Source organism: Mesorhizobium sp. M0106, from assembly GCF_040322715.1.
Classification (GTDB): domain Bacteria; phylum Pseudomonadota; class Alphaproteobacteria; order Rhizobiales; family Rhizobiaceae; genus Mesorhizobium.
The window spans coordinates 9079-35528 of record NZ_JAMYUA010000005.1; the positions used below are offsets into that span (position 1 = coordinate 9079).

General features: G+C 64.0%; 19 protein-coding genes. 8 read left to right on the plus strand and 11 right to left on the minus strand.

Translation table 11 applies throughout. From position 1 onward, the window contains the following. Positions 1-20 precede the first annotated feature (20 nt). From NKJ55_RS06865 to NKJ55_RS06875, 3 genes are all read left to right on the plus strand, one after another. Positions 21-8591, plus strand: coding sequence for a glycoside hydrolase family 94 protein (locus NKJ55_RS06865; RefSeq protein WP_352449238.1), 8571 nt, complete (start codon positions 21-23; stop codon positions 8589-8591). 363 nt (positions 8592-8954) lie between these two features. After that, the gene (locus NKJ55_RS06870) at positions 8955-10724 is read left to right on the plus strand and encodes a glucan ABC transporter ATP-binding protein/ permease (RefSeq protein WP_352449239.1); all 1770 of its coding nucleotides are present in this window, start codon (positions 8955-8957) and stop codon (positions 10722-10724) included. Positions 10725-10987: 263 nt separating this feature from the next. After that, positions 10988-11740 carry a heme ABC transporter permease gene (locus NKJ55_RS06875; RefSeq protein WP_352449240.1) on the plus strand — a complete coding sequence of 251 codons (753 nt, stop codon included), beginning with the start codon at positions 10988-10990 and terminating at the stop codon, positions 11738-11740. Positions 11741-11966: 226 nt separating this feature from the next. On the opposite strand, the gene NKJ55_RS06880 is transcribed toward NKJ55_RS06875, so the two are convergent. Further along, entirely contained in the window at positions 11967-13025 is a 1059-nt protein-coding gene (locus tag NKJ55_RS06880; protein ID WP_352449241.1) for a D-TA family PLP-dependent enzyme, read from the minus strand. A gap of 245 nt (positions 13026-13270) precedes the next feature. Here NKJ55_RS06880 and NKJ55_RS06885 point away from each other — a divergent pair, with 245 nt between their 5' ends. Beyond that, on the plus strand, positions 13271-13957 hold the full coding sequence (locus NKJ55_RS06885; RefSeq protein ID WP_023674428.1) for a D-lyxose/D-mannose family sugar isomerase: 687 nt from the start codon (positions 13271-13273) through the stop codon (positions 13955-13957). A gap of 41 nt (positions 13958-13998) precedes the next feature. Here NKJ55_RS06885 and NKJ55_RS06890 read toward each other — a convergent pair whose 3' ends face one another. From NKJ55_RS06890 to NKJ55_RS06920, 7 genes are read right to left on the minus strand one after another with little or no spacing between them, the layout of a single operon-like run. Continuing rightward, a complete protein-coding gene (locus NKJ55_RS06890; protein WP_352449242.1) occupies positions 13999-14274 on the minus strand; it encodes a hypothetical protein in 276 nt (91 codons plus the stop codon). Positions 14275-14294: 20 nt separating this feature from the next. Then, positions 14295-15161, minus strand: coding sequence for an RDD family protein (locus tag NKJ55_RS06895; RefSeq protein WP_352449243.1), 867 nt, complete (start codon positions 15159-15161; stop codon positions 14295-14297). Continuing rightward, the gene (locus NKJ55_RS06900; protein ID WP_352449244.1) at positions 15148-16179 is read right to left on the minus strand and encodes a stage II sporulation protein M; all 1032 of its coding nucleotides are present in this window, start codon (positions 16177-16179) and stop codon (positions 15148-15150) included. Before NKJ55_RS06900 ends, NKJ55_RS06895 begins: the two co-directional genes overlap by 14 nt. Beyond that, positions 16176-17483: a DUF58 domain-containing protein gene (locus NKJ55_RS06905; protein WP_352449245.1), complete on the minus strand. Its 1308-nt coding sequence runs from the start codon at positions 17481-17483 to the stop codon at positions 16176-16178. The genes NKJ55_RS06900 and NKJ55_RS06905 overlap by 4 nt, the downstream gene beginning before the upstream one ends. Continuing rightward, entirely contained in the window at positions 17480-18436 is a 957-nt protein-coding gene (locus NKJ55_RS06910) for an AAA family ATPase (RefSeq protein WP_352449246.1), read from the minus strand. Before NKJ55_RS06910 ends, NKJ55_RS06905 begins: the two co-directional genes overlap by 4 nt. Then, positions 18423-19622, minus strand: coding sequence for a DUF4350 domain-containing protein (locus tag NKJ55_RS06915; RefSeq protein ID WP_352449247.1), 1200 nt, complete (start codon positions 19620-19622; stop codon positions 18423-18425). The genes NKJ55_RS06910 and NKJ55_RS06915 overlap by 14 nt, the downstream gene beginning before the upstream one ends. Beyond that, complete coding sequence (locus NKJ55_RS06920; protein ID WP_352449248.1) at positions 19619-20245, minus strand: DUF4129 domain-containing protein; 627 nt, start codon at positions 20243-20245, stop codon at positions 19619-19621. The genes NKJ55_RS06915 and NKJ55_RS06920 overlap by 4 nt, the downstream gene beginning before the upstream one ends. Positions 20246-20503: 258 nt before the next feature. On the opposite strand from NKJ55_RS06920, the gene NKJ55_RS06925 reads away from it, so the two are divergent. Both NKJ55_RS06925 and NKJ55_RS06930 read left to right on the plus strand, forming a co-directional pair. After that, positions 20504-21160, plus strand: a complete 657-nt coding sequence (locus NKJ55_RS06925; RefSeq protein ID WP_352449249.1) for a hypothetical protein — start codon at positions 20504-20506, stop codon at positions 21158-21160. Positions 21161-21355: 195 nt separating this feature from the next. Beyond that, complete coding sequence (locus NKJ55_RS06930) at positions 21356-21985, plus strand: hypothetical protein (RefSeq protein WP_156937262.1); 630 nt, start codon at positions 21356-21358, stop codon at positions 21983-21985. Positions 21986-22048: 63 nt separating this feature from the next. On the opposite strand, the gene NKJ55_RS06935 is transcribed toward NKJ55_RS06930, so the two are convergent. Genes NKJ55_RS06935 through NKJ55_RS06945 form a run of 3 tightly spaced genes read right to left on the minus strand, consistent with a single transcriptional unit; the run spans position 22049 to position 24788 of the window. Beyond that, a complete protein-coding gene (locus NKJ55_RS06935) occupies positions 22049-22825 on the minus strand; it encodes an N-formylglutamate amidohydrolase (RefSeq protein ID WP_352449250.1) in 777 nt (258 codons plus the stop codon). Next, positions 22825-24144: a type I glutamate--ammonia ligase gene (locus NKJ55_RS06940; protein ID WP_352449251.1), complete on the minus strand. Its 1320-nt coding sequence runs from the start codon at positions 24142-24144 to the stop codon at positions 22825-22827. Before NKJ55_RS06940 ends, NKJ55_RS06935 begins: the two co-directional genes overlap by 1 nt. Further along, entirely contained in the window at positions 24141-24788 is a 648-nt protein-coding gene (locus tag NKJ55_RS06945; RefSeq protein WP_352449252.1) for a cysteine hydrolase family protein, read from the minus strand. The genes NKJ55_RS06940 and NKJ55_RS06945 overlap by 4 nt, the downstream gene beginning before the upstream one ends. A gap of 151 nt (positions 24789-24939) precedes the next feature. Here NKJ55_RS06945 and NKJ55_RS06950 point away from each other — a divergent pair, with 151 nt between their 5' ends. Together NKJ55_RS06950 and NKJ55_RS06955 are read left to right on the plus strand one after the other, a co-directional pair. Further along, a complete protein-coding gene (locus NKJ55_RS06950; protein ID WP_352449253.1) occupies positions 24940-25662 on the plus strand; it encodes a LuxR family transcriptional regulator in 723 nt (240 codons plus the stop codon). A gap of 83 nt (positions 25663-25745) precedes the next feature. Continuing rightward, entirely contained in the window at positions 25746-26282 is a 537-nt protein-coding gene (locus NKJ55_RS06955) for an acyl-homoserine-lactone synthase (RefSeq protein WP_352449254.1), read from the plus strand. Positions 26283-26450: the final 168 nt, after the last annotated feature.

The following is a 26450-nucleotide window of genomic DNA, read 5'->3' on the forward strand; positions in this document are numbered from 1 at the left end:
TCCCCAACACGGAACCTTAGATGAATATCCAGACCAATCTCGCACAGATCGAAAAGACGAGCGCCAGCTTCCCGGCTGTCACCGACGTGCCGATACGCTCCAATTTCCTGCCGGAAGATCGGCTGCGCGCTTTGGGCGCAGCCCTTGCCAATGGCGACGCCAAGGACTTGTTCGGTCTGACGCCTTTCGATTTTCAGGCGCGCATCCGCGAAAGCGCCAGGAAAATTCTCGATGTCTACCGTTCCACCAACGCTGCCCAGGCGAGGGGCGAAACGATCACGCCCGCGGCGCAGTGGCTGCTCGACAACAACTACCTGGTCGAGGAGACCATTTTTCAGGTCAAGCGCGACCTGCCGCGCCGCTTCTACCGCCAGTTGCCGACGCTGAAACTGTCGGATGGATCCAGCGTGCCGCGCGCACTGGCGGTCGCGTGGACCTATGTCGCCCATTCCGACAGTTCCGTCTCGTCGGCCATGTTCAAGGCGATCGTCGAAGGCTTCCAGTCCATCGAGCCGCTGAAGATTGGCGAATTATGGGCGCTGCCATCGCTGCTGCGCTTCGTCCTGATCGAGAACCTTCGCCGGATCGCGGTCCGCGTCAATCGCACGCGGGAACTGCGCCAGATCGCCAACGAGGTCGCCGACCGTGTGCTGGCGACGGACGACAGCGCCGACCGGCAGGCGATACTTTCCCACTACAGCGCCCATGCGCAGGACACCACCTTCGCCACCCAGTTGCTCTACCGGCTGCGTGACGGCTCGCAAAATGCCGGCAGGGCGCTGGAATGGTTGGAGGGCGAGCTGGAAAGGACCGGCTCCGACGCCGAGGAGATCATCCTCAGCGAGCACCACACGCTGTCAAGCGGCAACGTGACCACCGGCAACATCATCCGCGGCCTGCGCCTGATCAACGACATCGACTGGACGGTGTGGTTCGAGGGCGTCAGCCGCATCGACACCTTGCTGCGCGAACGCACCGATTTCGCCGCGCTCGATTTCTTTTCGCGCGACCAATACCGGACTGCGATCGAGGAGCTGGCGCGCCGTTCCGATCTCTCCGAATTTCGCGTTGCCGAAAGGGCGATCGAGCTCGCCGGCCATGCTGCCGATGCGCCGGGCTCCGAAAGCGGTCCGATCGCTCACACCGACGTCGGCTTCTTTCTGGTCGGCCCGCGCCGGCAGGAGCTCGAGCGGTCGATCGGCTACCGGCCGACCATCGGTAAGACGCTCAACCGGACCTTCCGCAAGACCGGATGGCTGGGCATCGTCGTGCCGGTGTTTGCGCTGACGGTCCTGCTTCTGGTCGTTTCCGGCAATGCGCTTGCCAATCTCGGCCTGTCGGTGCCGTCGATCGTCCTGATGCTGGCCCTATTCGCGGTGCCGGCCAGCGAAGGCGCGCTCGCATTCTTCAACACCGTCGTCTCGCTGTTTTTGAAGCCGACGCGTCTCATCGGCTATGATTTCAGGCACGGTGTGCCGCCCGAGGCGCGCACGCTGGTGGTGGTGCCGTCGCTGATCGGCTCGCGTGACGATGTCGAGGAGAACATCCGCAACATCGAGGTGCATCACCTCGCCAACACGGCGGGCGAAGTCTATTTCGCGCTGCTTTCCGACTGGCCGGACTCGAAGACCGAGATCGATACGGCGGATGTCGAAATCCTCGAATTCGCCCGCGCCGAAATCGCCAGGCTGAACGCCCGCTATCCCTCGGAAGGGGCGCCGCGCTTTTATCTGCTGCATCGGCGCCGGCTCTACAACGCATCGCAAGGCGTCTGGATGGGCTGGGAGCGCAAGCGCGGCAAGCTGCACGAATTGAACCTTCTGCTGCGCGGGGACAGCGACACCACCTTCCTGCCGTTGGAAGTGCCATTGCCGGAGAGCGTCGTCCACGTGATGACGCTGGACGCCGACACCCGCACCACCCGCGACGCCGTCGCTGCGCTGGCCGGCAAGCTTTGCCACCCGCTCAACCGTCCGCATTTCGATGTCGCACGGCGCGAGGTCACGGCAGGTTATTCCATCCTGCAGCCGCGTATCACCGCGTCGCTGACCGGTGGCGACGAGGCATCGTTCTTTCAGCGTGTCTTTTCCGCCAATCGCGGGCTCGATCCGTACGTCTTTGCCGTGTCGGACCTCTACCAGGACATCTTCGGCGACGGTTCCTTCACCGGCAAGGGTCTTTACCATGTCGACGCCTTCGAGGCGGCGTTGAAGGGCCGCATCGAGGAAAACACCATCCTCAGCCATGATCTGCTCGAAGGCGCCCTGGCGCGCTCGGCCTTGGTCACCGACGTCGAACTGGTCGAGGACTATCCGACCCGCTATTCGGTCGACGCGTCGCGCCACCATCGCTGGGCACGCGGCGACTGGCAGCTTCTGGGCTTCATTCTTGGCCCGCGCTCAAACGTGCCGGCGCTGTCGCGCTGGAAGATGGTGGACAATCTGCGCCGCTCGGTGACGCCGATCTTCTGGGTGATGGCCGCGATCGCCGGCTGGACGCTGCTGCCCTTCACGCAGGCCGCCCAATGGCAGGCGCTGCTGATCCTCACGCTGTTCATGGCGCCCACTTTCGACATCGTCGACGCCATCCTGCCGAAGAGCGGCGACCAGACGCCGCGCGGCCATTTCTCGGCACTGGCACGCGACGTTGCCTTCGGCACTGCCCTGGTGGCGCTGAAGATCGTGCTGATGGCGCATCTTGCCTGGATGATGGGCGACGCGATCATCCGCACGCTCTACCGCCTGTTCGTCAGCCGCCAGAACCTGCTCGAATGGCGCACCGCCTCGCAGGCACACAAGGGCGGCGACAACGATCTCGGCTCCTACTACAGCATCATGTACGGCGCGGTGATCATCGGCGTCGTCGGCCTCGCTGTCCCGGTGCTGGCCGATTCCACCGGCGCCTTCGTCGCCTTCTTCTTTGCCTTGTTCTGGATCGGCTCGCCCGCCATCGCCTGCTGGATCAGCCGTTCGGCCGAAACCGAGGACCGCCTGCGCATATCGGCCGCCGACATCCACGCGCTGCGCACCGTGGCGCGGCGTACATGGCACTATTTCGAGACCTTCGTGACGGCCGAGCATCACAATCTGCCGCCGGATAATTTCCAGGAAAGCCCGGCCCCCGTGGTGGCGCCCCGTACCTCGCCGACCAATATCGGCGTCTACCTGCTGTCGGTGATTTCGGCACGCGATTTCGGCTGGATCAGCCTCTCCGACGCCGTCAACCGCATCGACGCGACCATGTCGACCATCGAGAGCATGCCGCGCGATCGCGGCCATCTCTTCAACTGGTATGACACGACGACCCTGAAGCCGCTCTACCCGCTGTACATTTCGGCGGTCGACAGCGGCAATCTCGCCGGCCATCTGGTGGCCGTGGCCGCTGCCTGCGCCGAATGGGCGGAAGCGCCGTCGGTGCATGTGCAGGGCGACTTCGAAGGCATCCTCGATACTGTCACCATCCTCGATGAAAGCCTTGAGGAACTGCCCGACGACCGGCGTCAATTGCGGCCCTTGCGCCAGCGGCTCGCCGACCGTCTCGACGGCATGCGGCGGGCGGTCGAATTGATCAAGGCGCAGCCGGAGATGGCGTCGATCCGTACCATCAACCTGGCCGTCCTGGCCGGCGAGATACGCAAGCTCGCGACAGCCATCCACACCGAGGCCGCGTCGACCCAGAGCGACACCATCGCCGATTGGGCGGCCAGGCTCGAAGCCACCTGCGAGGCGCATGTGCACGACGCGCACAGCGATGAAAACGCAGTCGCGGCGTTGCGGGCCAAGCTTCTGACCTTGCGCGAGCGCACGCGCCGTTTCGCCTTCGAGATGGATTTCTCGTTCCTGATGCGGCCCGAACGCAAGCTCCTGTCGATCGGTTACCGGGTCGAGGAGCATCAGCTCGACGAAAGCTGCTACGACCTTTTGGCCTCCGAGGCGCGGCTGACCAGCCTGTTCGCCATCGCCAAGGGCGATTTGCCGACCGAGCACTGGTTTCGGCTCGGCCGGCCGATCGTCGAGATCGGCTTCCAGGGCGCACTGATGTCCTGGTCCGGCTCGATGTTCGAATATCTGATGCCGCCACTGGTGATGAAGGAGCCGCAAGGCAGCATTCTCAACCAGACCAGCAAGCTCATCATCAAGCGCCAGATCCAGTATGGCCGTTCGAAGAACGTTCCCTGGGGGATTTCGGAAGCGGCCTACAACGCCCGCGACCGTGAACTGACCTATCAGTACACCAATTTCGGCGTGCCCGGGCTCGGCCTGAAGCGCGGCCTTGGCCAAAACACGGTGATCGCGCCTTACGCGACCGTGCTCGCAGCGCAGTTCACGCCGCATGAATCCGTCCAGAACCTGGCCAGGCTGAGGCGGCTGGGCGCACTGGGCCGGCACGGTTTTTACGACGCGGTGGATTTCACGCCGCAACGCGTCCCCGAGGGCACCGACCATGCCGTCGTGCTCAACTACATGGCCCACCACTCCGGCATGTCGATTGCGGCAGTTGCCGATGCGATCTTCGAAGGGCGCCTGCGCGACCGCTTCCACAGCGATCCGGTGATCGAGTCGGCCGAATTGCTGCTGCAGGAAAGGGCGCCGCGCGACATCCCGACTGCGACCGTCAGGACCGAGGCCGACGAGCGCTCGAAGGACGAGACCGAGCTGGAAAGCCCGGATACCCGCATCGTGCTCGATCCGCTCAGGGCGCTCCGCTCGACCAGTGTCATGTCCAATGGCCGCTATTCGGTCATGGTGACCGCCACCGGCTCCGGGTACAGCCGCTGGGGCGAACTTGCCGTCACGCGCTGGCAGCCGGATCCGACCGAGGACCGCCTTGGTTCCTATATTTTCCTGCGCGACGCCAGCAACGGCGACTGGTGGTCGGCCACCGCCGAGCCGAAGCGCGCCGCCGGCGAGCGTGCGCAGACGCTGTTCTCCGACGACAAGGCAAGCTTCGTCAAATCGATTGGATCGCTGCGTTCGGAAGTCGAGTGCATCGTCATCTCGGAAGGCAATGGTGAGGGCCGACGGGTGACGCTCCACAATGATGGCCCCGCCGACCGGCATATCGAAGTAACCTCGTTTGCCGAACTGGTGCTGGGCTCCGAGCCCTCGGATAATGCCCATCCGGCTTTTTCGAAGATGTTCGTGGAAACCGAGATCGCGCCGAACAACGGCGCGATCTTCGCCACCAGGCGCAAGCGCGAAAAGGACGAACCCGACGTCACCATGGTGCATTTCGTCACCGACCCGTCTGGATCGGCGCGAGACGCCGAGGCGGAAACCGACAGGCGCGCCTTCATCGGCCGCGGCCGCACCATCACCGAAGCGGCTGCCTTTGATCCCGGCGCCGAGCTTGGCGGCCATTCCGGCTTCACCCTGGATCCGATCGCATCGCTTCGCCGGCAGGTGCGCGTGCCGGCCAACAAGAAGATTTCGCTGACGTTCTGGACCGTCGTCGGTACCCATCGCGCCGAATTGGATGCCGCCGTCGCACGGCTCGACCATCCCGAAAGCTTCGCCCGCCAGGCGATGCTCGCCTGGACGCGCTCGCAGGTGCAGACCCGGCACCTTGGCCTCAGCCTGTCCGACGCCGCCAATGTGCAGAAGCTGGCGCGCTATCTGATCTATCCCGATCCGTTCCTGCGCCTTCCGGGCGAATCCATCGTCTCCGGGCTCGGCAGGCAGTCCAGCCTGTGGCCGACCAGCATATCCGGCGATTTTCCGATTTTCCTGGTCAGGATCGCCGATGTCGCCGATCTGGAGATCGTCGCCCAGGCGCTTCGCTTCCAGGAATACATGCGCGCCCGCGGCATGATGATCGATTTTGTCGTCGTCAACGAGCAGGCGTCGTCCTACGTGCAGGACCTGCAGCGCGCGGTGGAGACGCTGTGCGAAAACAGCCGGTTGCGCGGCAAGGAACTCGGACCCCGCCAGCACATCTTCGCAGTGCGCCGCGATCTGATGGAGGAAACGACCTACAGGACCTTGCTCGCCGTCGCTCGGGTGGTGCTGCATACGCGCAACGGCACCATCTTCGACCAGATCGAGCGCGCCGAGGCCGCGGCATTGCAGGCGCGGGACGCCGCCCTCCAGCCGGCAGACCTTGCAGCGCTTCGCGAGCCGTCCTTGCCGGTGCCGACGTCGCAAGCATCGGCCGCCCAGGCACTGATCGAGGGCCGCGTCAACGGCAGCGGGCTCGACCAATGGAACGGTTTCGGCGGCTTCGACGGCGGCGGACGCCACTACGTCGTGCGTCTTGCCGGCCGGCGCACGACGCCGCAGCCGTGGATCAACGTCATCTCCAACCCATCGTTCGGGTTCCACATGTCGGCTGAAGGCGCTGCCTTCACCTGGAGCCGCAACAGCCGCGACTATCAGTTGACGCCATGGTCGAACGATCCGGTCACCAACCGGCCGGGCGAGGGCATCTATATCTACGATCATGCCAGTGGCAGGGCGTTCTCGCCAATGGCTGCCGTGGTGCGTGATCCGACAATGACCTACGAAACCTGGCACGGGCAGGGTTTTTCGACGTTCCGCTCAAAACGCGGGCCGCTGTCGATGGACCTGACCCATGTTGTCGATCCCGTCGATCCGGTGAAGATATCGCGGCTGCGCATCCAGAATTCGGGTTCGGTGCCGATGCGGCTGCGCGTCTACGCCTATGCGGAATGGGTTCTTGGCGGCCATCGCTCGCGCACCGCTGCAAGCATCGTTCCGTCGAGGGATGCCGCAACCGGCGCATTGCTGGCGCAAAATCCCTATGGGCTCGATTTCGGCGAGCGGATCGCCTTTCTGGCCGCCGACGGTGCTGTGCATTCGGTCACCGCCGATCGCGGCGAGTTCATCGGCAGGCAAGGCACGAGCGAGTTTCCGCATGCCGTGCTGAGCGGCGCCGGCCTGTCGGGCCGTGTCGAGGCCGGCGACGATCCCTGCGCGGCCATCGCACGCGACATCGACATCGCTGCCGGCGGCGACGTCACGCTGCTCTGGCTGCTCGGCGACGCGGCCTCGCCCGAGGCGGCCAGCGCGCTGGTGCAGACCCATCGCTCAAGGGATTTCGATCAGCGGCTGGCCGACAACGAGCGCACATGGCGCGGCTTTCTCGACACAATCCAGGTCGAGACGCCGGACAAGGCACTCGACGCTATGGTCAATCACTGGCTGCCCTATCAGAGCCTGGCCTGCCGCATCCGTGCCCGCTCTGCGTTCTATCAGGCGAGCGGTGCCTTCGGCTTCCGCGATCAGTTGCAGGACACCTTGGCCTTGCTGGCGCATGACCCCAAGCTGGCGCGCGATCAGATCCTCAACGCGGCGCGGCGGCAATTTCCCGAAGGCGACGTGCAGCATTGGTGGCTGCCGCGCACCGAGGCCGGCGTCCGCACCATGATCTCGGACGACGTGGTCTGGCTGGCCCACGCCACGGCCCGTTACCTGCTGGTGACCGGCGACACCGCGATCCTGAAGGAGCAACTGCCCTTCATCGAAGGGCAGGCGCTGGGCGAAGGCGAGCACGATGCTTTCTTCATCCCGGAAATCTCGAAGAAGACAGCCTCGCTCTATGACCATTGCGCGCGGGCGCTCGATCTTGCCGTCAAGCGCAGCAGCCCAGCCCGGCTGCCGCTGATCCTCGGCGGCGACTGGAACGACGGCATGAACCGCGTCGGCGAGCACGGCAAGGGCGAGAGCGTGTGGCTGGGCTGGTTCCTGCTGAAGACGCTGGGCGACTTTGCCGCTGTCGCCAAGGCGGAGCGCGATGCCAAGCGCGTGCAGGCCTGGACGAAGCACGCCGAGGTGCTGAAGCGGGCGCTGGAAAGCACCGCCTGGGATGGCGAGTGGTATCGGCGCGGCAGCTTCGACGACGGCACGCCGCTCGGCTCGCGCAAGTCGGACGAGTGCAAGATCGACTCGATCGCCCAGTCCTGGAGCGTGCTTTCGGGCGAGGGCGACCCGGCGCGGTCGACCACGGCAATGGCGCAGGCGATGAAAGCGCTCGTCGACGACGACCTCAAGATCGTCAAACTGTTCACCCCGCCCTTCTCGAAGACGGAAAAGGACCCGGGCTACATCAAGAGCTATCCGCCGGGGGTCCGTGAAAACGGCGGCCAATACACGCACGCGGCAACATGGTTCGTCATTGCGCTCGCCGAGATGGGTCGCACCGACGATGCCTACCGTTGCCTTTCAATGCTCAATCCGGTCAACCATGCGCTCGACGAAGCCGCGGCAGAGCGCTACCGGGTGGAACCTTATGTCGTCGCGGCCGACGTTTATTCCGGGCAAGACAAGGGCGGCCGCGGCGGCTGGACCTGGTATACCGGGTCGGCGGGCTGGCTTTATCGCGCCGCGGTCGAGAGCATTCTCGGCATAGAGCGCCGCGGACAGCGACTCCAGTTCACGCCGAGACTTCCTAGCCATTGGGACGGCTATTCGGCAACTCTGAAGATGCTGGGCGCCGAGATCAAAGTACGCGTCGTCCGCGACAAAAAGGCCCGGGCCATCTCACTTGAAGTGAATGGCACGAAGACCAAATCTTCGTCCTTCGAGCCAAAAGCCGGAGATAGTGCCGAGGTGGTCGTCAGAATACCGGCCTAGATTCAAGGGCTTGGAGCGTCGCTTAGCGTTCCCAGGGCACGCACGGGCGCTCCAAGTGCCTCTACCGGTTATATTTGCGTTTGACCTTGCTGAATGCCTGCACACGACTTTAGACGTCGTGCCCAGGGTCTTGCTGATTAAAATTGTGGCAGTGCTTTCCAGCTGCCATGATTTTGCCGCAACGCTGACATTTCACCTTTTATCTCAAACTGTTAGACGATCACGGCAAATTTCGAAGCGTCGTCATCTTTTGTTCGCGGAATGGGAACGGAAGAGCTAGACGAGCATTGTTTTGCGACGCGTCAACCGGTACGAGTCAAAAAATGATGCACTGCACCATAAATAATTGGCGGAGTAGCTGAAGTGTCACTTCTGCAAATCTACTGGCGAGCGCTCGGTTATCTCGCTGCCGACAGGAAACGCGTTGCGTTTATCTGCGGGGCGAATGTCACGCTTGCCATTATCGCCATCCTCGAGCCGATCATGTTCGGCCGGGTGATCGATGCCATTTCGGACCGCGGCTCGGTGTTCTCGACGCTCGCAATGTGGGCCGGCATCGGCGCTTTCAATATCGTCGCCTTCGTTCTGGTGGCGCGCGGCGCTGATCGCTTTGCCCACCAGCGGCGCAGCGAGGTTCTTTGCCAGTCGTTCGAGCGCGTCATCACCATGCCGCTTGCCTGGCATCATCAGCGCGGCACCTCCAATTCCCTGCACACGCTTCTGCGGGCAGTCGAGACCCTGTTCAGCCTCTGGCTCGAATTCATGCGGCAGCACCTGTCGACAGCGGTCGCGTTGGTTCTGCTGGTGCCCACGGCGCTCAGCATGGATATCCGCATGTCGATGGTGCTGCTGGCGCTTGGCGCGCTCTATGTCGGCATCGGACGGCTGGTGATGCGGCGCACCAAGGAAGGCCAAGCGGCCGTGGAGCGTCACTACCACAAGGTGTTTGCGCATGTGACCGACTCGGTCAGCAACGTCGCCGTCCTGCAGAGCTACAACCGCATCGGCCACGAGACCGAGGCGCTGAAGCGCTACGTCAAGAATCTGCTCGATGTGCAGAACCCCGTGCTCGACTGGTGGGCAATGGCCAACGCGCTGCATCGCCTGTCGTCGACGATTTCGATGATGGTGGTGCTTCTGATTGGCGCCTACCTGGTGACGCACGGCCAGTTGCGCATCGGCGACGTCATAGCCTTTACCGGCTTTGCCACGCTGCTGATTGCCCGGCTCGACCAGATGTCGGCTTTTGCCAACCAGATTTCCGAAGCGCGCGCCAAGCTCGAGGAATTCTATCATCTCGAAGACTCCGCTTCCGATGCCGCCGAGCCCGACGGGCTGCGCGACCTCGTCAACGTCACGGGTCATGTGCGTTTCGAGAATGTCTGCTTCGAGTTCGGTAATTCCGGGCAGGGCGTCGACGACGCGTCGTTCGAGGTCCAGGCCGGCCAGACCGTCGCCATCGTCGGCCCGACGGGCGCCGGCAAGACGACGCTCATCAACCTTCTGCAGCGCGTCTTCACCCCGTCCAGCGGCCGTATCCTGATCGACGGCATCGACACCCGCACGGTGACCCGCAAGTCGCTGCGCCATTCGATCGCCACCGTCTTCCAGGATGCCGGCCTGCTCAACCGCTCGATCGAGGACAACATCCGCGTCGGCCGCGCGGAGGCGACCTATGACGAGGTCCATGCCGCGGCCAATGCCGCCGCCGCGCAGGATTTCATCCTGTCAAAGTGCGAGGGCTACGACACGGTCGTCGGCGAACGCGGCGGACAGCTGTCCGGTGGCGAGCGCCAGCGCATCGCGATCGCCCGCGCCGTGCTGAAGGACGCGCCCATCCTGGTTCTCGACGAGGCGACCAGCGCGCTCGACGTCGAGACGGAAGACCGCGTCAAGGACGCCATCGACGAATTGCGGCGCGGCCGCACCACCTTCATCATCGCCCACCGCCTGACCACCGTTCGCGACGCCGATCTGGTCGTGTTCATGGACAAGGGCCGGGTGGTCGAGATGGGCGGGTTCACCGAACTGTCGCTGCGCAACGGTCGCTTCGCCAGCCTGCTGCGCGCCGGCGGCCTGCTCAACGACGAGGAGGTCCGCCGCCTCAGCCGTCCGGTGAACGAAGCCGCTTGAGCAGCGCGGCTTGCCTTCTCCCCTCGTGGGAGAAGGTGGCCTCGCGAAGCGAGGTCGGATGAGGGATGCTCCGGCTTGGCGCAAATCTTCATCCAAAATCCAGACGTCGGCGCACGGCGATCATTGGCGCCTCACTCCGTCCAGCATCCCTCATCCGGCTCGTCGCTACGCGCCGATCCACCTTCTCCCGCAGCAAGGGGAGAAGGGAAGACGTACCGCCGCTGCGGTTGCCGCAACTGCGCCGGCGGTCTATGTAAGGCGGCATGAGCGACACGACTTCACGCCTCTCCGGCTGGATGGACCTTGCCAACCCGACGCGGTTCGTCGGGCTGGCCGACAAGGTCGTGCCGTGGCTGGCGAGCGTTGCCGCCATCATCCTCGCTGTCGGCCTCTACATGAGCTTCGCGGCGCCCGAGGACTTCCAGCAAGGCATCACCGTTCGCATCATGTATATCCACGTGCCTTTCGCCTGGCTCGCCATGATGTGCTACACGCTGATGGCGGTCTCGGCACTGGGCACGCTGGTCTGGCGCCATCCGCTGGCCGACGTGGCGCTGAAATCGGCGGCACCCATCGGCGCCGTCTTCACCGCCCTTGCACTGATCACCGGTTCGATCTGGGGCAAGCCGATGTGGGGCACCTGGTGGGTATGGGACGCGCGGTTGACCTCGGTCTTCATCCTGTTCCTGATGTATCTCGGCATCATCGCGCTGACCCGCGCGCTCGACGATGCCGGGCGCGCCGCGTGGGCCGCCGCCATCATCACCCTGGTCGGCTTCATCAACATTCCGATCATCAAATTTTCGGTCGACTGGTGGAACACGCTGCATCAGCCGGCGTCGGTGTTCCGGCTCGGCGGCCCGACCATCGACCCAAGCCTGTTGTGGCCATTGCTGGTGATGGCACTCGGCTTCACCGTGCTTTTCTTCGCGCTGCACCTAGCGGCGATGCGCACGGAAATCCTCCGCCGCCGAGTCATTTCGATGCGCCGCGTCGCGGCAAGGCAGGCTAACTGACCGCCGTCGAGTTCCTTCGCGCCCCCCTCTGTCCTGCCGGACATCTCCCCCTCAAGGGGGGAGATTGAATGTCACGTATCGTTTCGCCAATCGCGAATGTTGAAAGAGAGGCGAAGCTACCGATCTCCCCCCTTGAGGGGGAGATGGCCGGCAGGCCAGAGGGGGGGTGCTGTCCCTCCAGCGTTTGAAGGATTTTGTACCTGAAGCGCACGCGCTCCAGCTGGACTCACCCCATCCGCCCGCGTGCTGCCACCGGCAGCGTTTCCAGCACCTTGTCGCCTTCGATCAGATGCACCTCGTCGAACAGGTTGGTGACGACGCAGCAATGGTCGGGCACGACGCGCACGCGCTCGCCGATGCGAAGCTCGGCGCCGCCTGACAGCGTGACGTTGCCGTGCTCTTCGCTGAGGCTGGTCACCCTTGCGCCTGAAATGCCCAGCAGCTCACCGAAATCGGCGAGCCCCAGTGTGTCGCTGGACAGGGCCTTGCTGCCGGCGTCGAGGATGGCGCGTGTCGGCGTTGGGTGGCTGACCACCGTCGACAGCACCGTCAGTGCGCAATCGTCGAGGCTGCCGACGCCTTTGGCGACCTGGTAGCGGTCGAGATAGATGTAGGTGCCGGGCCGGTATTCGGTAACGACGCTATGCTCGCCGGAACGCCACATATCGGGTGTGCCGCCGCTGGAGATGCGCTCGCAAGCAAGGCCGGCTGCGGCAAGTGCTTGCTGCGCTTCGGCCAGCCACGCCTCGGTCTCGGCGGCGCGGCCGGCCCCCGGGTAGGTCATCAAGCCGCCGAAGACGAGCCCCCGGACCTTGTTGATCTCGCTCGCCAGCGCGACTGCCTCGCCGGCCGACTGCACACCGCAGCGGCCCATGCCGGTGTCGCATTCGACCAGCACCGGCAGGCGGTGGCCGGGATCGGTAAAGGTGGCGGCAAGCCCCATCAGCGTGTCCATGCTGTCCGTTGTCACCGACAGGGTTACGCGGCCGTGCAGCGCCTTGAGGCGCTCCAGCTTGGCCCGCCCGAGGATATTGTAGGGCAGAAAGATGTCGGTCAGTCCGGCGTCGGCCATGACCTCGGCCTCGCCGATCTTCTGGCAGGTGATGCCGACGGCGCCGGCCGCGATCTGCTTCTTTGCCCAGTAGGGCAGTTTGTGGGTCTTGATGTGCGGCCGGAGCTTCAGCCCATGGCTGTCGGCATGGGCCTGCGCCCGCGCGATATTGGCTTCGGCGCGGCCGGCATCGATCAGGATCGCCGGCGTATCGAGGTCGTCTATGCTGCGCATGGTCTCACCATCGGAAAATTGGTTGACCTTATGGCCCTGATCGGACCGCATGTCATGGGGCCAGCGACAGCAGTTTGCATCGACACCGGATGGACGTTCGGCTATTGCGGTTTGAGCAATCCCAGGAAAAGTGTGAAACGGTTTTCCGTCCGGAATTGCGTCCAAAGAAAGATAGAGCGGTTCGGCGTTCCGTGAAACGATGAACCGTTCTAGCGCTCGCAAAGCGACGGGAAGGAACCACGATCATGAAACGCTCCGCCATCAACGATATCATCCGCGACGCCGACGCCTTCATCCGCTCGTTCGGCTACATCATGCCGCCCTTCGCCTACTGGTCGCCGGAAGAGATGAAGGCGCGCCGGCAGGATTCGTCGGCAATCTTCTCGTCGCGGCTTGGCTGGGACATCACCGACTACGGCCAGGAGAAATTCGACGAGCTCGGCCTGTTCCTGTTCACCGTTCGCAACGGCCGCTACGAGGACATGAAGAAGGGCATGGGCATGCTTTATGCCGAAAAGATCATGATCTCCCGCAAGGATCAGCTGTCGCCGATGCACCGCCACAACATCAAGGCGGAGGACATCATCAACCGTGGCGGCGGCAAACTGGTGCTGGAGCTGTTCATGCATGATCGCGATGGCGGCATCGATCCGAAGGCCGAAGTATCGGTGCCTGTTGACGGAACCATCCACAGGCTGCCCGCGGGTGGGCTGCTGAAACTCGACCCAGGCCAGAGCGTGACGCTGCTGCCGGGCGTCTGGCACGCCTTCTGGGCGGAGGGCAAGGACGTGCTGATCGGCGAGGTTTCGACCGTCAACGACGATCTCACCGACAATGTCTTTCGCGAACCAATCGGCCGCTTCGCGGACATCGACGAGGACACAGCACCGCTGCATCTGCTGGTGTCCGACTACGAGAAGTGGGTGGGATAGGGCAGGAGAGTCGGCAGGATTGTCGAAAAACGACCACGAATTCAATTCGTGCGATTAGCAATTCCACGTAGCCTGCGGACTTCGGCGATCAGGCGAGGGATGTCCTGGCGAGCGGCGGCAATGAAATCCTGGTCGGCAATCGTCGCGCCAGTCATTTCGATGTCTTCACCTCTATCCGGTCCTTGGCCGGTTTGGATGAAATTCGATCCTCCAGAAAAATCCCGGCCCTCGACCCACGATTTCCACGGGCCGGTCTGGGCCGCGGCAACTCGGGCTTCCATCTCTTGAAGTTCAAGCTCGGATAGAGATGTGTTCATGACAGCCTCGTGGAGCGTTGTTACCGCGCATGCTTGTCAGCCCTGCGGTTGCCCAGCAGCAGCTTGCGCTCGAGATGCGCCCGTAGCTCGCCGTAGTAAGCCGTCAGGAACGCGCGTGCGTCATGGGCTTGGGGTGCCGCGCCGATCTTGCGTCCGATCGTTTCGGCCACCGTCCGCAGGGCGAAATAGTCGTCGCGGCGCAGCACCTCTTCCAGCTTGTGGAGTTCGGCAATCCCGTAGGCATCGAGCTGGGCGTGGCTGAACCGGAAGGCGCCGGCCGCCGGATCCTGCCGTGCCGACAGGTCTTCAAGCAAGGCGCGCTTCGGCGCCTCGACCACCCAGGTCCCCGCCAACAGGTCGCCGATCCGCATGCGGTCTCGATTGAACAGCGGGAACAAGGCAAACAGCAGCGTCCACACCAGTCCGAACACCGTCGTCAGCGTGTCGGCGAGGTCGGTCCCGCTGCGTCCAACGATGATCGACAGCGGCAGGAACACCTCGATCTCGCGCATCAGGTTGCGGGCAATGACCTGGTCGATCGACAGGCCGTCTCCGCTGCGCGACGCGACCCGGATGCCGACGATCCGCTTGCCGGGCGTAGACGCGCGCCGGCCCGCTTCGAAGACGATGAAGTAGGCGTTGCGCAGAAAGAAGATCAGGATGATCCAGACGACGAAGAGCGGCTGAAATCCCTCGCTGCCAAGGCCTCCCACCCCGAATAGCGCGACGATCGTGATCACGATTGCAGCCACGGCGATGAACACGATGTCGAGCAGGAAGGCGGAGGTCCGCGTGCCGGCGTCAGCAAGCCTAATCCGGAGATCGACGCCTTCGGGCGTGATCAGCGGCCGTATAGCCGCGAAGGCGGCGCGTTTAACAATCGCCACGCCGCACCGCCCGGAACAGGTAGAAATAACCGATCCACAGCACCAGCATGCCACCGCCAATGCCGTAGCGCGTGACGTCGCTGGTGATGGTCTGCCTGCCAATGCCCTCGAGCAGCCCGGCAAACAGCAGCATGACTGAGACCCCGACCATGGCGTTCGCGGCGATGCGTCCGGCGCGAGCCGCTGCCGCCATGCGTGTCAATTCGCCGGGAAAGGCGATGCTGGTGCCGATGCGCATGCCCGCCGCGCCGGCCAAAGCGATCGCGAACAATTCGGTGGTGCCGTGGATGGCCAGCCAGCCGCCGAGCTCCATGCCAAGCCCCTTGGACCAATAGACTTGGAACAACGCCCCGATCATGCAGCCGTTGAACAGCATCAGCAGCACCGTCGGTACCGCGAAGGCGAAGCCAAGGGCGAAGGCCAGGATTGCGACCTGGACGTTGTGCGTGAACAGATAGGCGGCAAAGCCTGAGAGAAAGCCATTGTCGCCATCATAAAGCATGCCTCGCAGCAGTTCGGCCGAGGTGTCGGGGCCGCGGCCTCCTGCCAGGCCGGGCGGGATGATCGCGTCGAACCAGCTCTTGTCGGATGCCACCAGCCAGGCGCCTGCACCAATGCCGATCACCATCAGCGCGACCGACGCCAATGTCTCGCGCCACAGGTCGCGAATGGCTTCGGGCCAGTCATGCAGGAAGAAATCGGCGAGGCGCTGCCGCAGCCCGCGGCGCGCGCCGTAGAGATAGAAATAACCGCGCAGCGACAGCGCTTCGAGATAGCCGACCAGCGCATTATCGAGCGATGTCGCGCGCGCCACCGACAGGGAAGACAGCGCCGATCGATAGAGCAGCGGCAGCGACAGCAGCTCCTCTTCGGAAAGCGTCCGCGGCGCACGCTTCTCGACACGCGCCAGCAACGCCTCGAATGCCTTCCAGTCGGCCTCGCGCTCGCGGCGGAAGCTGGCCAGCGACTGGCGTACCGCGTCGCCGCGCACCGCATTGCCGCGTACCGGCGCCGTCACAGCAAATCCTCCTGCTTGAACTGCAGATAGCGCTCGACCAGCGCCGGACCGAGCCGGTTGTGGTCGGCTTCGATCACATGCGCCCCGAGCAGGCGCAGCCGGCCGATGACGACCTGCCTTTCGCGCAAGAGCCCTCCGGCAACGACCGCGCGGGCAACATCCTCGCCGGAGCGTGGCGGCAGGTCGGCCAGGCCCTCCAGTTCGGTGTCCTTCATCATCGTGAACAGCACGAGATGCCGCTCGGTGAGCCGGCCCACGGTGCGCAGCATCAATTCCGCACTGATCGGATCGACGAAATCGGTGAAGATGATGACCAGCGAGCGGCGGTCGAGCCGCGCCGCCAGCGTCGTCAATGCCAGTGTGAAATTGGTCTCCTCGCTGGAGTAGTCGATCTCGGCGGCCCGTTTCTGGATCATCGCAAAGCTGGCAGGGCCGCGCACCGCGCCGCTCGAAACGCGCGGCCTTGCATCGAAGCCGAACAGGCTGACCATGTCACCGCCCTTCAGCGCGATGAATGCCGACAGCAGGGCGGCCGTCACCGCCCGGTCCACCTTCGGCACACCGTCGACTGGTTCGCACATCAGGCGTCCGCTGTCGATGGCCAGCACGATGTTGTTGTTCTCCTCGATGCGGAACTCGCGCGCCAACAGCTTGCCGTGGCGGGCGCTGCGCTTCCAGTCGATCATCCGCCGGCCCATGCCCGGCTGGTAATCCTTCAGCGCGTCGAACTCGCGGCCTTGACCGGCGCGGCGCTGCGCATGGCCTTCGGCAAGCGCCGCATGTTGCAGCAGCGTGATCGCCTCGCCGCGAGCGCTGCTGACGTCGGGCAGCACCGCAACCTTGCTTTCCACCGGCAGCACGACCTGGTTCCAGACCAGCCCGAACGGCCCGCGCCAGCGCACCCAGAGACGGTCGAAGCTGGCGACGCCGCGCCGCAGCGCCTGGAAGCGGAGGTTGAGCGAGCCGCCTCCGGCGGTTGGCAGCAAGGCGCCGCCGCTGCCGTCCACCGGCGCCAGACGCGCATCGTGGCCGACGCGGGCCTCCGCGGCGCGCGGCCCCGAGTGACGGGCGGCGACGTGCACGCTGAACTCGCCGCCGACACCGACCTGGTGCGGCGCATCGATGCTGGCATTCAGCGATGCCCGTCCGCGTCCGGCTGCTGCATCCACCGCCAGGAAGGCAAGCAGCAGACAGCTCCACAGCAATCCCAGATACCAGAACGACGGCAATGCCAACGCGACCAGGAAGGCCGGCACCGCGCCGGCCGCAGCTGCCCATACCGCTCGGCCGCTGGGATAGATCAACGTGGTGCTTCCGTCTGGTCGACCAGGTCGGAGACGATCTGCTCGACCAGCCGGCCATCGATCTGTGCGGCAGGCGAAAGGATGACGCGATGACGCAGCGCCGGCACCGCCAGCGCCTTGACGTCGTCGGGGATCACATAGGCGCGTCCGTCCAGCGCCGCCCGGGCACGCGCCGCCCGCGCCAGCATGGCGCCGGCGCGCGGACTGGCCCCGACCTCCAGATCGGCATTTTCGCGCGTAGCCCGAACCAGCGCCGCTATGTAGCCGACGACATCGTCGACAAGGGTGACGGAGCCGACGACTTCAAGGGCCTCCTGCAGCGTTTCGCGATCCGTCTGCGCCTCGATGCCATATTGCGCGATGTCGTGCGAGGCGGAGCCGCCGCCGTGATGGACGATGATGGCTCGTTCTTCCTCGGGGCCGGGATAGCTGACGCGGTGCTTGAACAGGAAGCGGTCGAGCTGCGCCTCCGGCAGCGGATAGACGCCCTGGTGCTCGATCGGATTCTGGGTCGCGACGACCATGAAATTGCGGCCGAGCGAATGCGTGGTGCCGTCGAAGGTGACCGCATGTTCCTGCATCGCCTCGAGCAATGCGGCCTGCGTCTTGGGCGGCGTGCGGTTGATTTCGTCGGCAAGCAGGAGATCGCAGAAGATCGGGCCGCGCGTCAGCGTGAACTGCCCGGTCTGGAAGTTGTAGATGTTCGACCCGACGATATCGCCGGGCATCAGGTCCGGCGTGAACTGGATCCGCCCGTAGGCGATCCCAAGCGCCTGGGCGAAGCAGCGCGCCGTCATTGTCTTGGCCGTGCCCGGAGGACCTTCCAGCAGGATATGCCCGCCCGCAAACAAGGCGGTCAGCATCAGGTCGACCGTATCGTGCTGCCCGGTGATCGCCTTGGCCACTTCTTCCCTGATCCGTGTCGCCAGGGCCTTCACATCATCGACGTTCACCGAGCCTCCTTGCCGTCCAGTCATGCAGCCGTTCTGCTGCCTGTTGCATCTGCGTCAGATTCTTCGCCTCGCCGGCCGCTTGCGAGCGCGTCGTGAAGCCGCCGGCTTGCTCCTTATCGCGAGAGTCGAGCCAGTGGTCGAGCGCTTTGCCTTGCAACCCTTGCGGTGCGCCGAGCAGCGCGCCGGCGCGCACCCGCATCAAGGCCGCATAGCGGCCTCCCAGCTCGTCCAGCCGGCCGGCACGCCGCATGAGCGTCGCCGTCGTATACACCAGCGCCCGCTTGCCGAAGGCGATCGCGCGCGGGTCGATACCCGGCGGGCCGAACCGGCCAAGGCCATGCAGGAACGCCAGCGCCGCAGCGATCAGGATGGTCAGTGTCAGCGCCAGGAACGGCGGCTCGACCAGAAGCTTGGCCAGATCATACTTCCGCCCCGCGCCGTGCAGCGTCAGATCGAACATCACCGGGCCGTCGTCAGGCTGGAGCAAGGCAATCAGCCCGAGCGCGGCTGCTGCCTTTTCGGGATCCTTGAGGGCGGCGTTGTTGATCAGGTCGGGGTCAGTCAGGATGAAAAAGGGTTTGTCTTGGAATTCGATGAGGACGGCCTTGCCGCTGCCTGCCGCAATGATCGGGTGATCGTCGGCAACCCATTGCATGTCTTGCGGCGCGGCGACGAGATGGCCCCGGATCTCGAGTTGCTCGACGGTGCTCCTGCCGACACCGAGCTTGGCCTTGGCGATCCGGCCGAGCCAATCGTTGACTACGGTGTCGGGCAAACGCTCGATTTTCATCTTCCATCCCTCATGCTGCTGGAGGGGCAAGGTCTGCCATTTGGGCAGCACGAAGAGAGTCTCGCGGTCATCGCGAAGCGCAAGAATGTGGTCGAGCGCCTCCGGATCGCTGTCGGGCGAGATGGTGACGATCAGCAGTATATCTCTGGCAAGGTCGTCTTCGGTCCGCGCCATCAAGGGCGCTTCGCCGGTGAGCCGCAGCCATTCCGCCAGGCCGGCGTAGCCGACGCCGCTTTTCGACAGCGGCGTGGCGCCGCCATTGCCGGGTTGCCGGAAATCGGGAGCATAGGTGGACAGCAGGAAGAAACCGGCCGCCGCAAGGAGGCTGGCGAAAATCCCCCAAAACAGTGTCTTTCGATTGAACGGCTCCTGTGCCTCGACCGCCGGTGCACTCACGTCCAGGCATCCCGGAAGGCGAAACGTTCATAGGCGCCGCGCGCCTGCCGCCAGCCTTCCGCGCCGACCGGCCGGCGCGCGAACAGCGCCGCCTCGACAATGCGGGCGATCTCGGTAAACGCATGGCGCGCCCTTCCCGGCAGGGAAGGGGCATTGGCGATGTCGCGCGCGGTGAGCGACGGGCGCAGGAAGTCCGGCAGCCGGCCGGCAATATCGGCGACGCTGCGCCGAAGCAAAAGGTGAACCGCCTCGTCGTAGTCGCCGCGTGCGGCCAGCGCATCCGCTTGCGACAGCAGGATCTGCGCGGCGTCGGCGTCGGGGCGCCAGGCTTCTTCGTCTTCGACTTCGGGTCGAGCGCGCTGCCACGGCAGCCGCCAGGCGATGCCTTTCACCTCAAGGAAGACCAGAAGCAGGATGATTGCGATGCCCGATATCACCGCCCCCCAGAACAGATAGATCATGTAGGGACCGAGCCACGACAAAAAATCCTGCAGCGGTTTCAGCCACTCGGGCGGCTTCGGCGACACATAGGCCGGCAGGTCGAACTGGATCGACTCATCGGCGATCAGCTGCTTGTGCAGATTGGTCAGCCGTTCGGCTTCTGCTGTGCCTGGCTGTGCCACCGCCACCCGCTCCCCTGCAACCTGTGGTTCCCAGCCGACACTGACAATGCAGCGGAACAATTGCAAGTGGCTGGACGGCGACCGTCAATCTTGGCAGATTTACCAGCGGGGCCGCCAGCCACATGCGGCGGCGAGGCAGGGGGACGTATCGTGACATCAGTGACACTGGAACGGCCGAACAAATTTCGCATCGGCAGGGTTTTCAACGACAGCTTCGCTGTCATCAGCCGCAATCCAGTGCTTTGCCTCGGATTGGCAATGCTGTTCTCAGGCTTGCCTACGCTCCTTTACCAGCTTTGGATTTGGAAATGGGCGACCAACGTCGAGGCTGGCGTTCCGGAGTTCTCAGCCCAGCGAATCACTGCCACGATCATTGGCGTGTTGGTTTCCATGACACTGTCGGCAATCCTGCAGGCGGCGCTGGTGCGTGCTGCGATCGAGGATCTGAACGGCAAGCGACCATTGATTGGCGATTGCCTCAGGACGGCAATCTCCCTCCTGCTGCCGGTGATAGGCATCGCGGTGCTGGTGAGCCTCGGCGCCGCCGCCGGCGCGATGCTTCTGCTCGTTCCCGGCATCATATTGTGGCTTCGTTGGTCTGTCGCTGTGCCTGTTTTGGTTCAGGAAAGACTGGGGGTCTTCGGCAGCATGAAGCGCAGCCGGGAACTTACCAAAGGAAGCCGCTGGGCTCTGTTCGGATTCTGGATTGTCCTGTTCATAGCTGTGGTGCTGATCCAGGCCGTGCTCAGCCGTGCGATCATGGTCTTTGGCATAACCACCGGCATATTTCTTGGCGCCCTGGTGACAGCGATCGTATCCATTGTGACGTCGGTCGCCCCGGCAGTCAGCTATGTCGAGCTGCGCCAGGTCAAGGAAGGCACCAGCGTCGAAGACTTGGCGGAAATCTTCTCGTAGCGGCAAGGGATTTGCTGCCTTCATCGCGTCAGGATCGGTCTGGACTGGATAGGTAATATCGTGGCGTCAATAGCGCTGGACCAGCCCAACACATTTCGTATCGGCAGGGTTTTCGGCGCCAGCTTTGCGGTCATCGGCCGCAATCTCGCGCTCTGCCTCGGGCTTGCCCTGATTTTCTACACCTTGCCCAGATTCGTGTTTGCGCTCTGGTTCTGGAAATCCGTTACGAATATCGAGCATGGCGTTGCGGAATTCTCGGTTCAACGGCTCGTGCTCACGGTCGTTGGCGCGATCGGCTATGTGGTCCTTATGGCTTTCCTGGAGGCGGTGCTGACGCGCGCTGCGATAGAGGATTTGAGCGGCAAGCGGCCGTCGATGCGAGATTGTATGGGGACAGCCTTGGCGCTCCTGCTGCCGGCAATCGGCATTTCGCTGATTGTCAACATCGGCTTCACAGTCGGCCTCGTGCTGCTCATCGTTCCGGGATTGTTGTGGTTGGTTCTCTGGGTTGTAGCGATACCGGTTCTGATACAGGAACGTTTGGGAGTATTCGCGAGTTTGGGCCGCAGCCGCGACCTTTCCAAGGGGAGCCGCTGGCGTCTGCTCGGTCTCTGGTTTCCCCTATTCGTGGCTTCGGTCGCAATCAATTTTGCGTCGGACCGCGTCCTATCTTCCTTAGGCATTACGCTCGGGTTCTTCCTGGACGCCTTGCGGGGCGCAGCCGAGCAAGTCGTATTGTCGATCGCCGCAGCGGTCAGCTATGTCGAATTGCGGCAAGTCAAGGAAGGCACCAGCGTCGAAGACTTGGCGGAAATCTTCTCCTGAGGACGGGTGGAGGCTTTTCACCGACGGCTCGGCTCTCGCGTTGCGCTACTGAGCCGAGCTTGTTCACAAAGCCTGTGTCTGCACCGGCAATGCCGCCGCCAGCCGCTTCGCCCATTCCTCGATGCCGGAGCGGCTCGCGAGCAGGTCCTGCCTGATCTCGATGAGGACCGCGGGAATGCCGCGATCGTCGCCGTGGACGGGTATGGCATAGTCGCCGTCGCGGCTGATCACGTAGGGCTCGTTTGCCGCGGCGTTGAGCCCGCTGTCGGCGCGCAGGCCGGCAAGCACTGCCTGGCCGAAATCGACTGCCCGATCGTAAAGCACGCCGGCGTGCCAGGGCCGCGCAATGCCGAGGAAGACCGGCGTGAAGGAGTGGATCGTCGCGATCCGCGTCGGTCTGCCCTGCTTCGCCCGGTCGTCGAGATGGGCGGCCACGCGGTCATGAAACGGCGCGAACATGACTTCGGCACGCCGACTTCGTTCCTCCGGATCGAGGCCGACATTGCCGGGGATGTCCGTGTCCTCCGATAGCGCCGGAATGCTGCCGCCGGAACCAAGCGGCCGGTTGAGATCGATCAAAAGCCGCGAATAGGAGCTGAGGAAAGCCGGAGCATCGAGCAGCTTCGACAGAGCGCGGGTCACTTCGGCGGCGCCGATGTCCCAGGCGATATGGCGCTGCAAATGGCGGCTGTCGAGACCGAGCCGCGCATACTCTGCCGGGATGTGATTGGACGCGTGCTCGCATATCAGAACGATATCGGAACGCCCCGTTTCGTTGATCGCTTCGACCGTTGGAAGCCAACCTTCCGGTAGGATGGCGTTAGCAAGCGGCTCAGCCATCAATACAGCGTCCGGTAGAGATCGCAGACAGCCACTGGGTCGAGACCGGCGAGGCGCTCGGTCTCATGCCGCTTGAGGCCGACAAAAGTCTCGACGAACACCGGCGCGAACCATCCGGTGACGGTCTTGTCGGCGACGAGCGCGTCGAGTGCCGCCGGCAGCGTTTCCGGCAGCCGCACGAGGCCAAGCTTCTTGCGCTCGGCAACGCTCATCAGCGTCGGGTCGCCCGAGACGAGCGGCGGCGCCGGCAGCTTGGCCTTCAGCCCTTCCAGCCCGGCGCGCACGATCGCCGCCAGCGACAAATAGGGATTGCCGGTGGCGTCGGCTGCCCGGTATTCGATATTGTACTGCCGCGCCGGATCGCGCCCGCCGATCGTCACCGTCGGGCAGATGCGCAGGCTCGCCTCGCGGTCGCGATCGGCAAGCCAGGTGTAGGACGAACTCCAGCTATGCGGCTTCAGCCGGTAATAGGACGACACACTCGCCGCCGTCATGGCGGTGATCGCGGGCAGGTGGCGCAGCACGCCGGCGCAGAACGAAGCGGCACGGCTGGAAAGGCCGCCCGCCTGTGCCGGATCGTAGGTCGCCGGTTTGCCGGCCTCGTCGACGAAACTGAAATGGATGTGGACGCCGTTGCCGACTGCATCCGGCGCGATCTTGGGCGCGAAGCTGGCCCGCCAGCCGGCACATCGCGCGACTTCGCGCGTGATCTCGCGGATGGCGACGGCGCGATCGGCCGCGGCAAGCGCATCGGCCGGCTCGCACGTCACCTCGAACTGGTCGGTGCCGAATTCGGCGATCACCACTTCCGGCGCGACGCCGGCTTCCGCCAGCGCCGCCATCAGATTGGCGGCAAACGGGTCGGCGCGGCGCAGTGCTGCCAACGACATCGAATGAGCCGGCTCGAAGTCGCCCTCGATATGGAATTCATGCTCGAAGGCGGCGATGACGGAAAGCCCGGTCGCCGCCTTCAGATCCGCCAGCGCATCGCTCAGCATGGTCCGCGTGCAGCCGAGCCACGGGCCGCCGTCGAGTTCGACGATGTTGCCGGCGACCATGTCGAAAGGCGTCGCCGCTCCGGTCAGCGCCGTGCGGAACCGCGCGTTGAGATCGGGAACGAGCCGCACATCGCCTGACGAGCCCCAGGGATTGGGATCGACGATCGAGTTGAACGGCGTCAGCGACAGATTGGCCTGCAGCCAGCCGACGCCGGTCGCGGCGATCTTCTGCAGCTTGCTTTCGACGACCGAGCGGCCGCGCGTGATCGCCGACAGATCGGTGGTGACGACGGCAACCAGCGGTTCGACGGTCGATGTCATGCAGCTTTTCCCAAGGCTTCGAAACGGCCCGTAACGGTGGCGGTATCAGCGACCCAGCAATAGCCACCGAAGGCTTTTAGCGCACCGTCATGACGCTCCTGCGAGGCGGCGGCGCAGGCATCGGATACGCAGGTGACGAGATAGCCGCGATCGGCGGCATCGCGCACCGCCATGTCGACGCACTGGTCGGTCATGATGCCGGCGACGATCAGGTAGCGCACGCCGAGGTTTTTCAAGACATAGTCGATGTTGGTCGAGTTGAAGACGCCCGACGATGTCTTCGGCAGCATGATCTCGTCGCCGACCGGCGCCAGCGACGGCACCGGCAGCCCCTCCGGCCGGCTCGGCGCGATATGGATCGGCGTCAGCTTGTGGTCGAGCGAGCGGTCGCGGCCGTCCTCGGTCAGGCTCTGGATGATCGTGTGGATCACCTCGACGCCGTTGGCCCGCGCCGCCGCCAGCAGGCGCTCCTGGTTGGGGATCGTTTGCGACGCCGTCTGCCGGTAGAAATAGTGATCGGGCCCACGCTCCGGATGTGCTGGATCAGCACCCGGCTCCAGCCAGACGCGCTGCATGTCGAGCAGCAGCAGCGCGGTTTCGCCAGCCCGGAAGGGCTCGTTTCGTTTCGGCAATGATGGCGTCATGCTTGGTGGTCCTGCTTCGCTGATCAAAGTCTGGCTGATTTAGCTGATTTTGGTCCAGGCGTCCTGTGTGGCGGACGCACTTATTGGGATATTCGAAGTCGCTAATTTGAGGTATACCTGCTTTCCGGCGTGGAGACGGGGGGTCTCTGTCATGATCGATTCAGACGTGTTCGACTTTGTCGAACGCTGCAGGAAGCACACAGCTACCGGGCCACTGCTGAGCGACCTTCTTGAAACCGTGCGAAATCTCGGTTTCGAGCACCTTATCCTGAGCGGGGTGCCGCTTGGCGGGCAGAAGCTTGCACCGATGGTCGAACTGAATGGCTGGCCGGCCGGCTGGTTTGAGCGCTATGTCGAGGCCGAGCATGCCGCCGTCGACGGCGTTTGCGTTTACTCGGCAAAGACCTTGAAGCCGTTCCTCTGGTCCGAAGTCCCGGCAAAGTGGTCGGATACAGAGGGCTCACGACGCGTTGCCGGCGAGGCGACGGAGTTCGGCATCTGTAGCGGCTTCGCCGTACCGATGCTCAGCGTTCATCATTGGCAATCCGTGCTGTCGTTTGCGTCTTCCGCGAAGTCCTGCACCCTGTCGCCCCGCCATCAGGTGCAACTGGTGACCATGGCGGTCTATGCCGGCATGTCGATCCAGGCCTTGGCCAATGACGATGACGACCACGAGGGCGTGCTGACCGACCGCGAAAAAGAAGTGCTCTTGTGGGCGGCGGCCGGCAAGACCTCATCCGAAACCTCGCAGATTCTCGGCCTGACCGAGCGCACGGTCAAATGGCACTCGACACGGGCTCGCGAGGCTTTTGGTGTCGGCACGACCACGCAGGCGGTCGTCGAGGCGGTGCGCCGGCGTCTGATCCATCCCTAATCGCGTCAACTGTCCCATCGGACAGGTGACGTATATTAGCGCGACTGCGAGTATCCCTGCGAGAACGGTCGGGGGATCGCGCCATGATAACGGCCCACGTAGTCAACGCGCATAACAAGCATCTCTACGAAAATGAATTCGACGAGTTTCTGCGCCGGCGGCACGACTTCTTCGTGCACCAGAAACATTGGCGCCCTCCGAGCCCGGACGGTCGCGAGCTAGACCAATTCGATACCGACGCGGCGACTTACCTGCTTGGCATTGAAGACGGTCGCGTGGTGACTTCGGCTCGATTGATCCCAACGAGCGAGCCGCACATGGTCTCGGAGGTCTTTTCTCATATGTGCGAAAGATCGGGCGTCCCGAGGCGACCCGATTGGGCCGAATGGACGCGCACATTCGTCGTTCCCGACAAACGAACTGCTGGACTGAGGGGCACGCTGACACAGCTGTGCTGCGCGGTGATGGAGTACGCTCTCGACGAAGGCCTCAGCGCTGTCGGCGGCATCCAGGAAACCTACTTCATGCCCCACCACGGCGCCCTCAAATGGCGAGCCGAGCCGATGGGCATGGCCAGGGAAGAAAACGGCGAATGGTACATCTCGCTTATATCGAGGTGAATGAGGCGGCGCTGGCGAGTGTTCGGAAGATCCTTGGGATTGAGCAGAGTTTGCTGGCTCGGCGAGGAGCGCAATTGCCCTTCTCTGCGCCTCTTCAGGAAAAGCCGCTAGCTAGTTAGGCGGAGGTATAGTCTTAGGAAAAGGCACAAATACCATGTCAAAAGGAAC

Bases quoted from the DNA above. Each gene is read 5' to 3' on its own strand.
- NKJ55_RS06950 (WP_352449253.1), top strand. From the start codon at position 24,940: ATGATCGATTCAGACGTGTTCGACTTTGTCGAACGCTGCAGGAAGCAC.
- NKJ55_RS06880 (WP_352449241.1), bottom strand. From the start codon at position 13,025: ATGCGCAGCATAGACGACCTCGATACGCCGGCGATCCTGATCGATGCC.
- NKJ55_RS06955 (WP_352449254.1), top strand. From the start codon at position 25,746: ATGATAACGGCCCACGTAGTCAACGCGCATAACAAGCATCTCTACGAA.
- NKJ55_RS06935 (WP_352449250.1), bottom strand. From the start codon at position 22,825: ATGGCTGAGCCGCTTGCTAACGCCATCCTACCGGAAGGTTGGCTTCCA.
- NKJ55_RS06890 (WP_352449242.1), bottom strand. From the start codon at position 14,274: ATGAACACATCTCTATCCGAGCTTGAACTTCAAGAGATGGAAGCCCGA.
- NKJ55_RS06875 (WP_352449240.1), top strand. From the start codon at position 10,988: ATGAGCGACACGACTTCACGCCTCTCCGGCTGGATGGACCTTGCCAAC.
- NKJ55_RS06940 (WP_352449251.1), bottom strand. From the start codon at position 24,144: ATGACATCGACCGTCGAACCGCTGGTTGCCGTCGTCACCACCGATCTG.
- NKJ55_RS06925 (WP_352449249.1), top strand. From the start codon at position 20,504: ATGCTGTTCTCAGGCTTGCCTACGCTCCTTTACCAGCTTTGGATTTGG.
- NKJ55_RS06865 (WP_352449238.1), top strand. From the start codon at position 21: ATGAATATCCAGACCAATCTCGCACAGATCGAAAAGACGAGCGCCAGC.
- NKJ55_RS06945 (WP_352449252.1), bottom strand. From the start codon at position 24,788: ATGACGCCATCATTGCCGAAACGAAACGAGCCCTTCCGGGCTGGCGAA.
- NKJ55_RS06885 (WP_023674428.1), top strand. From the start codon at position 13,271: ATGAAACGCTCCGCCATCAACGATATCATCCGCGACGCCGACGCCTTC.